Genomic DNA, 13063 nt, shown 5'->3' with positions numbered 1-13063 from the left:
TCTTTTGGCGATTGCTCAACTTCTTACTGCATCCGGAAGAAGCCATCAGGATTGTACATCCAATAGGCGTCCATGGGATTGAGGCGAGGGAGAAGGGCGATGGGCTTGCCACGCTCATCAGCGGCTTCGACAACTCCATTGTCCATGTGCCCAGGGGGCATGATGCGAAGGGGGGAGCCGGTCTGGGTGGCGGCCACCTGCTGGGTATCTGGATGACGGAGAAGGGCAGTTTCCTCGATTTCTTCCACGATGGTGTCCACCCAGCCGAGTTTCTGTGCTTCATCAGCGAATTCATTCCAATCACCGGTGGAGGATTCCTTGTACATGCGGGTGATGAATTCATCCCGTGTGATGCCCATTTTCTTGGCGACAGGGTCTGCCAAGCGGCGCCACCATTCTTCCAGTTCCTGCACGCTTTCACGCTGCTGGGTGAGGTTTCCCATGACACCTGCGGAGAGCTGATGATGAAGAATCACGGCGTTTGGATAGGCGAAGGAACGCTTGGACACGGTGGTGATGCAGGCGGCCATGCTGGCGGCGAATGATTTGACCACTGTATAGACAGGGGCCTTGGAACCGTGCATGGCTTTGATGATCTTGTAGCCAGCCATGACGCTGCCGCCGGGGCAGTCATCAATGACAATGAAGATGGGGGCTTCAGGATCGCGATTATTAAAGTAGGCGATGCGGTCCGCCATGCTGTCAGCGGTCTTGCTGGTGATGACGCCATTGAGAGCGATGGTGCGGTCAGAAAGGATGAGCTTTTTACCTTGCAGAGGTTCCTTCAAGTAGGCTGGGGCTTTGCCGGAAGCATAAGTGCGGGACTCTGTTTCTTTTTGCTGAAGCTCAATCTCCAGGGCCAGGGCACTGGTCTTGCGGCGGATGATGCTTTCCTCCTGGCGCATGCGGTAGCCTTCGGTATCCACCTCGTTTTTCGCAATGGCGGATTCCAAAGCTAGACGCTCACTCTGGCGGCGCAGTTCCATGATCTTTTCCGCACTTTTGGCCCGCTCCGCAGCATCGGCCAGATCCACTTTGGCGTCCATTTCCTCCATCTGCATCTGAAGTTCCAGCAGGGCGCGTTTACGGGGAGCGAGTTTTTCGTCCAGCTTCTGCTGCTCCAACGCCATGGCAGCGGCGATCTTTTCCCGCTCGGCGACGAGTTTGGCGGTCTGGGCCTTGATCTCTTCCAGCGGATCTTCTTTACGGGCATTTTCCGTGGCGACCACGGCGGCCTCCACAAGGTCCCCGGCAGCTTTCGCAACGGGGTTGGCCGGGGGTTCGGACTTGGTGGTGACTTCCGCCGTGGATGTCTGGGGCGGCGGTAATTTAACGGGAACAATTTTTCCCATCGGAATCTCTGCCTGGGCAAGGCCACAGCAGAGCACGGATAGTATAACAAGATAAGTGCAATTCATGACGTCCAAATTATACAACAGATACGATGCCAACGTTCAGCAAATTGTAAGTTTTGGTGGCAGTTATGGCTTATCTTACCTGGGGCCGGAGGCCGGACTAGTCATGGATTAACCTGAAGTGTGATCGAAATATTGTGCTGAGGAATTTTCCTCAGCACACTTTCGTAAGTAGCGCTGCCCGTATTATATTTCGTCGCTTGAAGTGATTTGACCACTTCTGCACCCAAAGCCTCAGAGCCAGCGGGGGTAAAATGGACGTTTGCAGGCTGGATCTGGATGTCCTTCAGCTTGGGGAGTGCGAAGGAGTAGAGGTCGTTCACGGTGATGCCGTTTTCCTTCATGACGCGGAGGGCAGCTTCGTTATAGCGAATGACGTCCGTGTTCAGGCGGGAGACTTTCATGGGTTCATCCGGCACCGGTGTGGTAGTGGCGAAAATCAATTTGGCACCTGTGGCTTTGAGTTTGGCGACGATCTCGCGCAGGTTTTTTTCATAGGCTTCGACGGTGTTATTAACCGGGTCGGTCGCCTTGTCGGAGGCCTTGCCATCGGCCGTCATGTGCTTGAGGTCATGCAGACCCCAGTTGAAGTGGATGATGTTCCATTTGCCACCATCGATCTGGAGCCAGCGGTCGATGTTGAGCACTCCCGATTTGGTGTCGCTGCAGTTTTCAGGTCTGCCGTTTGCGGCCATGGGGCGGAGGACGGTCATTTCATCGGCGAGCAATTTTTGCACGACCGGGGTGTAGCCAATGGAGATGGAATCGCCAAGGATGAGAACGCGTGGTTTTTCAGCGGCCTGGGCGGTGCTGAGGGCGAACGTGGCGGCGGCAAGGGAGAGGAGAAAGCAGGTGCGTTTCATGGAAGGTCCCATGAAACGAGACGGCAGACGCAACATTTCAGGGAATGCCAGGGATGCTTATAAGGCGGGGCGTGTGTGCATCGTATGGATGGGAGATAACACAGGCGGACGCGTGTGACCCATAAGGGATGCAAGGATGACACAGGCGGGTCGCCTGTGCTCCATAGGCTACGGGGCAGCGGTGCTGATGAAGAGGCCCTGAGGGGTGACCTTGGTCTGGCGTATGGCTTTGAGGACGGTGCCGATGGGCTCGACCTTACGATAGGGGGCAATCCAAGGCCAGATTTCCATGCCGTTGACGAATCCATCGGGCACTTCCTTTCCGGGCACCTGGACGTCCACGACCTTGGCATCGAGCCCTTCTTCGTGGATGTGCATGAGGAAGGTGAGCTGGCCGATGAGGTAGCGTTTTTTATCTTCCCAAAATTTGATGTTGTTCAGCGGGAGACAAACCTGGCCAGTAATGGCGTCTTTATCAGGAATCGTCCCATCAATGCGGATGAGGTCGGCATAGCTGCCGTAACCCGTGTCCGGGGCGATGCTGATGATGGCATTAAGATCGGCAATGGTGAGGGTTAGCTCGGCGGGTTGGTTGTTGCGGGCTGCGGCAGCGAAGGTGGATAGACGGGTTTCCAGATCGGCGCGGGCCTCAGGGGTGAGCTGCACAGGGGGCAGCTTGATGGGGGCAGCCACGGTGATTTTGGCGATCTCCTTGTCCTGCGTGAAGAGGGAGTAGGCGCTCCAGGCGATGATGCCGCCAAAGACGAGGGCGGCCATGGTCATGATGGCGCAGCCATAAAAGGGACTGAAGGGGGCGGTGGGGACTTTTTGGAAACGTGCCATGGCGGGTGGGGCGTGCATACTTGACCAGCCTGAGGGCTGCGCCAAGTGGGAATCAAGGCTCCAGACCGGCGGCTTCGCGTGCCTCAGCTGGGGTGAGGAGGACGGCACCCTTGATGAGGCGGCAGAATTCCTTTTTGCTGACCTGCTGCTCGGTGCCCTGCCGGGTGGCGAGATCTTTCATCGCCTTATAAACGATGAATGTGCGATCCCAGTGGACGATGCGGAGGTAGAGGTCGTCCTGTTTCCAGATCTGGTTTTGTTCGAGTTTCATGAGGGTTTCTCTACATGGGGCGGGGGCGGAGAGCCAAGATGATTCTTTTGAAATGAGTGGCCTGCGGCTTCGTTGTGAAATGCTGACTATGATCCGACCTCTGACCACCCTTGTTTTACTGACTGCGTTCGCATTGATATCCAATAGCGGACAGGCAGCGGAGCGGCCCAATCTCATCTGGATCATGGCGGATGATCTGGGTTACGGGGATCTGGGGTGCTTTGGCCAAAAGGTCATCGCGACGCCGAACCTGGATCGGATGGCCGCAGAAGGGATGAAGTTTACTCACTTTTACGCAGGGGCGACAGTGTGTGCGCCTTCACGCAGTGTGCTGATGACGGGGCAGCACCATGGGCATACGCGGGTGCGGGGAAATGCCGGTAAAATGAACCCTGCCGCTCAGGCGCTGAAGGAGGGGGATGTGACGGTGGCCAAGGTGCTGAAGGATGCAGGGTATCAAACGGCGCTCATTGGCAAATGGGGTCTGGGAGATGAGGGGGCTGCGGAGACGGGCCTGCCGCGCAAGCAGGGCTTTGACTATTTTTATGGTTATCTAAACCAGAGCCATGCGCACAATCATTTTCCCGATTACCTGTGGCGGAACGAGACGAAGGAGCCGTTATCCAACATTGTTACGCCAGTGGGGGAGAATGGCGGTGGGTATGCAACCGAGGCGGTGCATTTTTCTGACGACCTCTTTGCCGATGAAGCTCTGAAGTATGTAACTGAAAACAAGGACGCACCTTTTTTCCTCTACTGGAGCATGGTGGTGCCGCATGCGAACAACGAGCGCAATCGTGAGCTGAAGGACGGAGCGGAGGTGCCGGATTACGGTCCCTATGCGGACAAAGACTGGCCGACCCCAGACAAGGGTCAGGCGGCGATGATCGCACGACTGGACAGCTATGTGGGCCGGATGCTGGATCTGCTGAAGAAGGAGGGGCTCGCTGAAAAGACCCTGGTGATTTTTACCAGTGACAACGGTCCGCATGATGAGAGCAACCATGACCTGACGCGCTTCAATCCATCCGGTCCGTTTACAGGAATCAAGCGCAGCCTGACGGATGGGGGCATCCGTGTGCCGATGATCGCATGGTTGCCAGGGCAGGTGAAGGCCGGCACGGAAAGCGGGCATGTGGCTTCGTTTGCAGACTGGCTGGGGACTGCGGCAGATCTGGCGGGGGCAAAGGCACCGGATAAGATCGATTCCATCAGCTTCAAACCTGCTTTGCTAGGACAGGAAGGGCAGGGGAAGCATGAATTCTTTTACTGGGAGTTTCATGAAGGCGGATTTAAACAAGCAGCGCTTTATCAGGGGCGCTGGAAGGGTATCCGGCAGGGCGGGCCGGATGCGATGGTGGCGCTGTATGATCAGCAGAATGACGTGTCTGAAAAGATCAACGTGGCCAAGGAGCATCCGGAGATCGCGGAGAAGATCGGCGCTTATTTGAAAACGGCTCGGACGGAGCTCCCTGAATGGGAGCCACGCTGGAAGCAGGAGGGGAAAAAGAAAAAGAAATGATGCCCGAATTAGATATCCGAAACTGTTATCCATCCATGAAAACGCTGTTCTTTTTTCTCACTGTATCGTTGTTCGCGCCTATGCCTCATCTAAGGGCTGCGGATGAGCCACCGCCTAACATCATTTTCATCCTCGCAGATGATCTGGGGTATGGTGACATCGGCGCGTATAAGAAGCAGCCTTCGAAGATACCAACTCCGAATGTGGACCGCATCGCCAAAGAGGGGATACGGTTTACGGATGCGCATTCACCTGCTTCGGTTTGCTCACCCACGCGCTATGCGCTGATGACGGGCAGGTATGCTTGGAGGTCGCGGCTGCAGCAAGGGGTGGTTCCCCCCTGGGGTGAACCGCTGCTAAGTAAGGGGCAATATACGGTCGCCGAACTGCTGCGTGATCATGGTTATACGACGGGTCTTATCGGCAAATGGCATCTGGGTATCCAATGGCCGACGAAGGACGGCCAGCCTGCGGCAGCCGGTGAAGACAGGCTGAGCAATGTGGACTTTACGAAGCCATTTACTGGAGGCCCGAAGGACCATGGGTTCGACCATTACTTCGGTGTGGATGTGCCTAACTATCCGCCATACTGCTTTTTGAAGGATGACCGAACTGTGGGTGTTCCTACGCTGCCGGATACTGGAAGGGTGGATGGTTTTAATCGTCCAGGCCCGATGATGCCTGGCTGGAAGCTAGTGGACATCCTCCCGGAACTGAACAGGCAGGCGGTGAGTTTTGTGGAAAAGTCAGCCAAAAGCGGCAAGCCTTTCTTTCTCTACTACGCACTGACTTCACCGCATTACCCTGTGGTGCCAGCCAAGGAATTTCAGGGGAAGACGACCGTGGGTGACTATGGAGATTTTGTTTTCCAAACAGACTGGTGCGTGGGCCAGATTCTCGAAGCATTGGAGCGCGAGGGCATTGCTGACAATACGCTGGTGATCTTTACCAGCGACAATGGTCCTGAAGTGACGGGGGAGGTGCAGCCGGGTGTCTATGACCGAGTGCAGATGTATAAACATCACAGCCTGGATGGTCTGCGTGGAGCCAAGCGGGACCTTTGGGAGGCTGGGCACCGGGTGCCTTTTGTGGCGCGCTGGCCCAAGAAGATCGCCGCTGGCAGGATGAGTGACGAAACCATCTGCCATGTGGATTTCATGAGCACAGCAGCTGCGATCACCGGTGCGGAATATCCCGAGGATACAGCCGTGGATAGCCACAATCTGCTGTCTATTTTGTGGGATGAGCCACTGGGGCGGCCCGTTCGTGAAGCGACGGTACATCACAGTGGATCGGGGCGTTTTGCCATTCGCAAGGGGGACTGGGTGCTCATTGCACATGTAACTGGCGATGACAATCGGCGGGCAGGTGAACCTGAGTGGATGAAACAACAGCGCGGCTATGCAGCCCATGATCAGCCGGGGGAACTGTATAACCTCAAGGAGGACATCATCGAGAAAACCAACCATTATGCGGCGAAGCCGGAACTGGTGGCCGAACTGCGCGCATTGCTGGAAAAATACGTCGTCGAAGGCCGCTCCACTCCTGGGCCAAAGCAGGCCAATGATGTGCCTGTGATCATAGACAAACCGATCCTGAAAAATATCCCCAAGAAAGCCAAAGCCCAACCATGAAATTGCTCTCCCTGTGCCTAGCGCTGCTGTCTGGTTTTGCGGTCGCTGCCGACCGGCCTAACATTTTATGGATCACCAGTGAGGACAATAGTCCATATCTTGGCTGCTATGGTGACAAGCTGGCGGTGACGCCGAATCTGGACAAAATGGCCGCAGAGGGGCTGCGCTATCGTCATGCGTATTCTAATGCACCGGTGTGCTCGGCTGCACGCACCACGTTGATCACTGGAATGTATGCGAGCACCCTGGGCGTACATAACCATCGCAGTAGTGTCGCCATCCCGAGCGCATTTAAATTTTATCCTCAGCATCTAAGCGCTGCCGGATACTACTGCACCAACAACAGCAAAACGGATTACAATGTAGCCGGTGCAGGGAACAAGGTGTGGGACGACAGCAGCAAGAAAGCCCATTATAAAAACCGGGCTCAAGGTCAGCCCTTTTTTGCCATCTTCAACTTCACCACCACTCATGAAAGCCAGGTGGCACCGAAGCCAGGGAAAAAGAGCTTTCGCATTGCACCTGAGGATATTCCTCTGCCGCCGTACCATCCTGATACGCCTGAGATCCGCCGTGATTGGGCCAATTACTATGACCAGATGACCCTAATGGACAGCCAGGTGGGCGAGATCCTGGCAGAGCTGGACAGAGCAGGTGTGGCCGACGACACCATTGTTTTCTATTATGGTGACCACGGAGGCGCGCTGCCAAGGGGCAAGCGTAACATTCATGACTCCGGTACACGGGTGCCTTTCATCGTCCGCATCCCAAAGAAGTGGCAGCATCTGGCTCCCGCAGCACCTGGAGAGTGGGTGGAAGAGCTGGTGAGTTTTGTGGACTTTCCGGCGACAGTTTTCAGCCTGTGTCAGGTGCCTCTGCCCGAGCATTATCAGGGACGGCCCTTCCTTGGGGAAAAGAAGGCGGCTCCGCGAGATCATGTGTTTCTTTACCGGGGTCGTATGGATGAGCGTTACGACAATGTTCGTTCCATCCGTGACGCAGAGTTTCAATACGTGCGCAATTACTCGCCCCATCGGCCATGGGGACAGCATTACAGCTATCCTTTTCAGGTGCAGCCGAGCATGCGCTCGTGGTATGCCGAATTTGCCGCCGGGCGTTGCAATGAGGTGCAGTCGGCCTATTGGAAACCCAAGCCGGGCGAGGAGTTATACCAGCCTGCCAAAGATCCGTTTGAACTCGATAACTTGGCCACCAATGCGCTGCACCAGGGGCGTCTGGAACAAATGCGCAAAGTCCTTCGTGAGGAAATGCTGGCCACCCGCGATACCGGGCTAATCCCGGAGGGGATGTATAAGAAGCTGGCTGGTGACCGCACCATTTATGACTATGCCCAAAGCGACGACTATCCGCTGGAGCGCCTGCTAGATATCGCTGATGCGGCAGTCTCACGTGATGCTTCGCATATACCTGCTTTCACCGGTGCCATGACGGATCCAAATCCATTGATCCGCTACTGGGCAGCCACTGGCTGCCTGATTCTCCAGGACAAGGCTGCACCAGCCAAAGATGCGCTGACGAAATTGCTTCAGGATGAATCCAAAGATGTACGGGTGGTAGCTGCGGAGGCTCTGGCTTATCTGGGTGAGAAGGAAGCCGCACTGGCGACCGTGACAGATGTCATCAAAAACGGTGAACTCTATGAATCGCTCGCTGCTCTGAACACTCTCGACTTCATGTGGAAATCAGGACATGCCACGCTGGCGGAGGCCAAAAAAACAGTGAGGGGTCTAAACATGAAGGAGCCCAATGACCGCATCCCTAAATACCTGCTTTCCGAAAAATGAAAATCACCCTGCTTTTGGTTAGCCTGCTGTTTGCAGCCTCCCTCAGGGCTGCTGGTGACAAGCCGAATGTCATCCTCATCATGGCGGATGATTTTGGGTATGAATGCGTGACGGCCAATGGCGGGCAGTCTTATCAGACTCCGGTTCTGGACAAACTGGCAGCACAAGGAATCCGCTTTGAGCATTGTCATGCCCAGCCTCTATGTACCCCTACCCGCGTGCAACTGATGACAGGACGTTACAATGTGCGGAACTACATCAATTTCGGCACTCTTCCGACCACGGAAACGACCTTTGGCCATCTTCTCAAAAAGGCAGGGTATGCCACCGGCATCTGTGGGAAATGGCAGCTTGGCGCAGGGAAAGAATTGCCGCAGCATTTCGGCTTCGATGAATCCTACCTGTGGCAACACACGCGCCGCCCTGCGCGCTATGCGAATCCAGGTATCGAGCACAATGGCGAGGTGCTGGATTTCTCTAATGGCGAGTACGGTCCCACATTGGTCAATGACTTCGCCCTCGACTTTGTGACGCGGCATCGTGAGAAGCCATTCTTTCTCTATTACCCGATGATCCTCACTCATAACCCGTTTCAGCCGACGCCTGATAGCCCAGAATGGGATCCAGCGACAAAGGGTGAAAATGCGAAGCAGAATAACAAGCATTTCGCTGATATGACCGTGTATATGGACAAGATGATTGGCCGCCTTGTCAGTAAACTGGAGGAGCTGGGGCTGCGCGAAAACACCCTTCTGCTTTTTCTTGGCGACAATGGAACGAACACGAAAATCACCAGCCAGTTCAAGGGTGTGGAGTATCCAGGCGGCAAAGGGAGCACGAGGCGCAATGGCACCCATGTGCCGCTGATTGTAAGCTGGCCAGCAAAGATTAAAACGGGGCGCGTCAATAGTGACCTCATCAGTACGGCCGACTTCCTGCCGACTCTTTGTGAAGCCGCGGGTGTGGCTGTGCCTGAGAAGGTGGATGGCGTCAGCTTCCTGCCCCAATTGAAAGGTGAGGCAGGTTCGCCACGAGAATGGCTTTACTGCTGGTATTCGCCACGCCAAAGGCAGGATCTCAGTGTTCTTGAATACGCCTTTGACCGGCAGTTTAAACTTTATCGCGATGGTCGTTTTTATGACCTTGGCGCAGACCCTATGGAGAAGGATGTACTCGGTACCGACGCTTTAGCTGGAGATGCTGCTACAGCAGCGAAGAAACTTGGCAACGTTCTGGAAAAGTTTAGCCAAGCCCGTCCGGTGGAGCTTGATAAAGCATTCCGCCAAGAGGCCAAAAGTGCGCCATCAAAGGGCAATAAGAAAAAGGGTAAGAAGTGACCGTTCAAAGGGGAATGAGTCTATTTGCTTGACTGCGCAATTGCGCATGGCTTTATCAGCCGCGTGCTGAGTTTTCTGATCGTTCTCGTCGTGGCCATTGTGGCCTATACCAATGGTGCCAACGCCAATTTTAAAGGCGTGGCATCGTTGTATGGCAGCGGGACTACAGAATACCGGACTGCTGTAAACTGGGCGGCTGTGACCACGGCGGCGGGGGCAGTTTGTGCAATGTTTTGGACAGGGCACATGCTGAAAGCCTTTTCCGGCAAGGGGCTGGTCGCCGATGTGTTGGTGGCTGATCCTGTTTTTCTTTTGTCGGTGGCTATTGGTGCGGCGCTGACGGGCAGTCTGGCCACCTGGCTGGGCTTTCCGGTTTCCACCACGCATGCGCTTACCGGAGCTCTGGTCGGGGCTGGCTTGATCGCTAGTCCAGGAGGAGTAAATTTCAGCCATCTTTGGAGCACCTTTGCCCTTCCGCTGCTTTTTGGACCCGTCGTTGCCATTCTTCTGGGAAGTGTTTTGTATCTGTTTCTGCGGCCATTAAAGCTGGCTCCAGATCATCGGACTCGGACACTGGATGCTCTGCATTTTCTCAGTGCTGGGGCAGTGTGTTTCGCACGAGGGCTCAATGACACTCCAAAGATGGCAGCGCTTCTGGCGGGTATTGCTTTTTGGAATGACCTGACTGGTCTTTTATTGGTGGCTATAGCCATGGCACTGGGGGGGCTGATCAGTGCACGGCGCGTAGCCAATACATTGGCCAATAAAATTACAGGGATGAATCCGGGCCAGGGATTCGTGGCGAATTTAACCACCTCAATGCTCGCAATCACTGGCTCAGTTTACGGGCTGCCGCTTTCCACCACCCATGTGACGGTAGGGTCGTTGCTGGGCATTGGCATCGTTACCCGGCAGGCCCGCTGGAGGACGGCGGTGCCTGTGCTGCTGGCCTGGGTGACCACACTCCCGTGTGCGGCGTTATTGGCTGCGCTGGCTTATGTCCTTTGCCGCGCGGCCTTTTGACCAACCATTCTCCCAACCATGAATTCAAAATACATCGGCCTCTTAGCGCTTATAACAGCGTCGTCACTTCATGCCACACCCAGCGGCCTGAATAATATACCCACGGCAGATACGGTGCCGCATCGTGTGGTCGCCGTTCAGGCATTCAGCAGCTTTGGCGGAGCCAACCAGTTTGCGACAGCCGGCCCGGGGCAGCACTCTTTCTGGCTGGGGTTTAAAACTGGGTGGGAACTGGGGCATGCTAATCTGGAATGGGGCTTCGACAGCCCTTTGGGTTCGGATATGTCGGGTCCTTTATTTTTCCAAACGAAGGTCGGGTTCAAGCCGTGGGAGGATGGTGCATTTGCAGTCGGGGTCGCTGGAGTGGCGACGACAGACATTGACCGTGCCGGTGATCCCTTCACCTATGCCATGCTGGCTCACGATTTTCACTTTGCGCGCTTCCATCTAGGCTACGGTTTACAGACGAATGGCAACAGCCTTCTGGTCGGTGTGGATAAAACGTGGAAGCTCCTGGATCGTGATTTCAATCTAAACGCCGATCTGGTACAGACCCGTGACCAGGAAGCCTGGCTGCCCTCTGTTGGTGCCAAGTATGGTCTGAGTGAACACATTGTCCTGGAAACCTGGGCCAATTTTCCTGACCAGGGCTCCGTGAGCTTCATCGCCAAGATCAACTTTGTTTTCAAATTTTAACCCGCAACGTTTCTTCCATCTATGAAAATCCTCCTCACTTTCCTGACGGCTAGCGCACTGCTGGCTCCTGTCGCAAACGCTGAAATCAGCCTCATCAGCCCGGCTGATGCTAAGGCCTTGATTGAAAATCCAGATGCCTCCAAGCGGCCCATTGTCCTGGACACACGCGGTGGTTATAAAGACTACTTTCGGGGGCATCTGCCGACCGCCCATCACATCAACTTTGATACCCTCCGTGGCACCCATGAAGCCGTGCCGGTACAGTATCTGCCGGATGACATTACCAAGGCCCTGCTTGTTCGTGCAGGTGCCAACAAGGATCGCACACATGTGATCTACGCCACAGGTGACGTGCTGCCCAATGATGAAATCCTCAGTGCCACCATGGTCGCTCATGTGCTGGAAAAAGAAGGTATCAAGGACATCCGTATCCTGGATGGCGGTCTGCCAGCATGGAAGAAAGCAGGCTATGCGGCCACCCAAGAATACTTTGGTAACCCGGCCGGGCTTCTTCCTGAAAAAGGCGCACCGGAAATCGCTGCTAACATTGAGGATGTGCTTGCTGAGAAGGACAAGGCAGAGGTCATCCTGGTGGATGCACGTCCGCTGAATGAATTCATCGGTGAAGATGATGTCTGGCTGCGCAAAGGCCACATCCCAGGGGCTGTCAGCTTTCATTGGGCACGCCTGATGGAGAAGGACAACACGCACAAATTCAAGCCCTTTGCCGAAGTGAAAGCTGAGCTGGAAAAGGCAGGCATCACGCCAGACAAAAAGATCATCTGCTACTGCGGAACCTCCCGTGAAGGCAGTCTGGTGCGCTTTTATCTGAAGCATGTGGCTGGGTATCCCAACGTCCGTCTTTATGAAGGTGCCTGGAAGGAATATGTGTGGCTGAAAAACAAATCACTGCCTACCGAGACAACTCCGCGCATGGCGAAATAAAGCCTAATTAGATGTTAAAATGACCGGGCGTTGCGGATGCAGCGTGCCGGTCATTTGTTTTTGGATACAGGCAAAAACTGGACTGCATCTGCAATGACCACTTTGTTCTCCTCGGTTCCTTCATTGGAGATACGTACACAGCCTGCACGACCAGCGGCAAAGCGGAATTTTCCCAGGCTGCGCCACAGACGCTGATGAGCGGGTTCCTCCTGCTGGTTGATGCGGATGGTTTTCTCCCCATCTGCATGATGGATGGTCACAGGAGTGTGTGTGCTGCGACGGACATTATAACAGTGCGCCACACGTACTTCATACCAGCCGTTCTTGGGAATATCAGGAGAGAAGGTCACGGATTTGTGGCCTTTGCCGCTTTTCATGTCATGCAGATAACCCAGACCGACATAAGGAGGGGTATGCGTGGAATACTGCCATTCACCGACCAGAGTAGCCGCCGTTTCATCCAGCACTATGCCGGGCAGGGTGGCGGGATCGCTGACGATGAAAGGCACCATCTCGGGACGATCTACCTCGCCAGGGGCATGGATGCCCTGGAGGGCTTGAGGGTGTGGCTTCAATGCGACCTTTGGCGCTTGGCCTGGAGACTGGGCGGTGAAGAGCAGGGTAGTGAAAAAAAGCAGCGTTTTCATGCCTCAGTCTTGCCTGGCCGCACCTAGGATGACAAGCCTGCGAGTGAAGGTCAAATTCCGTT

Annotated in this window: 12 protein-coding genes; 7 read left to right on the top strand and 5 right to left on the bottom strand. The window is 55.1% G+C overall.

What is annotated here, in order from left to right:
* Positions 1–23: 23 nt before the first annotated feature.
* The 4 genes from EI77_RS14805 to EI77_RS14790 form a co-directional block, all read right to left on the bottom strand.
* The gene (locus EI77_RS14805) at positions 24–1418 is read right to left on the bottom strand and encodes a ClpP family protease (RefSeq protein ID WP_133796069.1); all 1395 of its coding nucleotides are present in this window, start codon (positions 1416–1418) and stop codon (positions 24–26) included.
* Positions 1419–1519: 101 nt separating this feature from the next.
* On the bottom strand, positions 1520–2278 hold the full coding sequence (locus EI77_RS14800) for an SGNH/GDSL hydrolase family protein (RefSeq protein WP_166647273.1): 759 nt from the start codon (positions 2276–2278) through the stop codon (positions 1520–1522).
* A 168-nt stretch (positions 2279–2446) separates the two neighbouring features.
* Positions 2447–3139: a hypothetical protein gene (locus tag EI77_RS14795; protein ID WP_133796067.1), complete on the bottom strand. Its 693-nt coding sequence runs from the start codon at positions 3137–3139 to the stop codon at positions 2447–2449.
* Between the two features lie 34 nt (positions 3140–3173).
* The gene (locus tag EI77_RS14790; protein WP_133796066.1) at positions 3174–3392 is read right to left on the bottom strand and encodes a hypothetical protein; all 219 of its coding nucleotides are present in this window, start codon (positions 3390–3392) and stop codon (positions 3174–3176) included.
* 88 nt (positions 3393–3480) lie between these two features.
* Between EI77_RS14790 and EI77_RS14785 the strand changes: the two genes are divergently transcribed.
* The 7 genes from EI77_RS14785 (at position 3481) to EI77_RS14755 (ending at position 12354) form a co-directional block, all read left to right on the top strand.
* Positions 3481–4914 carry an arylsulfatase gene (locus EI77_RS14785; protein WP_208300360.1) on the top strand — a complete coding sequence of 478 codons (1434 nt, stop codon included), beginning with the start codon at positions 3481–3483 and terminating at the stop codon, positions 4912–4914.
* A gap of 35 nt (positions 4915–4949) precedes the next feature.
* Positions 4950–6548, top strand: a complete 1599-nt coding sequence (locus EI77_RS14780) for a sulfatase family protein (protein ID WP_166647272.1) — start codon at positions 4950–4952, stop codon at positions 6546–6548.
* Positions 6545–8353, top strand: a complete 1809-nt coding sequence (locus tag EI77_RS14775) for a sulfatase-like hydrolase/transferase (RefSeq protein ID WP_133796063.1) — start codon at positions 6545–6547, stop codon at positions 8351–8353. Before EI77_RS14780 ends, EI77_RS14775 begins: the two co-directional genes overlap by 4 nt.
* Positions 8350–9690, top strand: a complete 1341-nt coding sequence (locus EI77_RS14770) for a sulfatase family protein (RefSeq protein WP_133796062.1) — start codon at positions 8350–8352, stop codon at positions 9688–9690. Before EI77_RS14775 ends, EI77_RS14770 begins: the two co-directional genes overlap by 4 nt.
* A gap of 63 nt (positions 9691–9753) precedes the next feature.
* Entirely contained in the window at positions 9754–10713 is a 960-nt protein-coding gene (locus tag EI77_RS14765; protein ID WP_133796061.1) for an inorganic phosphate transporter, read from the top strand.
* An 18-nt stretch (positions 10714–10731) separates the two neighbouring features.
* Positions 10732–11409 carry a hypothetical protein gene (locus tag EI77_RS14760; protein ID WP_133796060.1) on the top strand — a complete coding sequence of 226 codons (678 nt, stop codon included), beginning with the start codon at positions 10732–10734 and terminating at the stop codon, positions 11407–11409.
* Positions 11410–11430: 21 nt separating this feature from the next.
* Positions 11431–12354, top strand: a complete 924-nt coding sequence (locus EI77_RS14755) for a sulfurtransferase (protein WP_133796059.1) — start codon at positions 11431–11433, stop codon at positions 12352–12354.
* 50 nt (positions 12355–12404) lie between these two features.
* Here the strand turns inward: EI77_RS14755 and EI77_RS14750 are convergent, their stop codons facing one another.
* Positions 12405–13001 carry a golvesin C-terminal-like domain-containing protein gene (locus tag EI77_RS14750; RefSeq protein ID WP_208300359.1) on the bottom strand — a complete coding sequence of 199 codons (597 nt, stop codon included), beginning with the start codon at positions 12999–13001 and terminating at the stop codon, positions 12405–12407.
* Positions 13002–13063 lie beyond the last annotated feature (62 nt).

The sequence above is a fragment of the Prosthecobacter fusiformis genome, from assembly GCF_004364345.1.
Taxonomy (GTDB): Bacteria; Verrucomicrobiota; Verrucomicrobiia; order Verrucomicrobiales; family Verrucomicrobiaceae; genus Prosthecobacter; species Prosthecobacter fusiformis.
The sequence above is the reverse complement of the archived record's forward strand: the minus strand, read 5'-3'. Positions and strand labels throughout refer to the sequence as shown.

Coding starts and splice junctions, on each gene's coding strand:
- EI77_RS14805 (WP_133796069.1), bottom strand. CDS start 1,418: ATGAATTGCACTTATCTTGTTATACTATCCGTGCTCTGCTGTGGCCTT.
- EI77_RS14800 (WP_166647273.1), bottom strand. CDS start 2,278: ATGAAACGCACCTGCTTTCTCCTCTCCCTTGCCGCCGCCACGTTCGCC.
- EI77_RS14795 (WP_133796067.1), bottom strand. CDS start 3,139: ATGCACGCCCCACCCGCCATGGCACGTTTCCAAAAAGTCCCCACCGCC.
- EI77_RS14790 (WP_133796066.1), bottom strand. CDS start 3,392: ATGAAACTCGAACAAAACCAGATCTGGAAACAGGACGACCTCTACCTC.
- EI77_RS14785 (WP_208300360.1), top strand. CDS start 3,481: ATGATCCGACCTCTGACCACCCTTGTTTTACTGACTGCGTTCGCATTG.
- EI77_RS14780 (WP_166647272.1), top strand. CDS start 4,950: ATGAAAACGCTGTTCTTTTTTCTCACTGTATCGTTGTTCGCGCCTATG.
- EI77_RS14775 (WP_133796063.1), top strand. CDS start 6,545: ATGAAATTGCTCTCCCTGTGCCTAGCGCTGCTGTCTGGTTTTGCGGTC.
- EI77_RS14770 (WP_133796062.1), top strand. CDS start 8,350: ATGAAAATCACCCTGCTTTTGGTTAGCCTGCTGTTTGCAGCCTCCCTC.
- EI77_RS14760 (WP_133796060.1), top strand. CDS start 10,732: ATGAATTCAAAATACATCGGCCTCTTAGCGCTTATAACAGCGTCGTCA.
- EI77_RS14755 (WP_133796059.1), top strand. CDS start 11,431: ATGAAAATCCTCCTCACTTTCCTGACGGCTAGCGCACTGCTGGCTCCT.
- EI77_RS14750 (WP_208300359.1), bottom strand. CDS start 13,001: ATGAAAACGCTGCTTTTTTTCACTACCCTGCTCTTCACCGCCCAGTCT.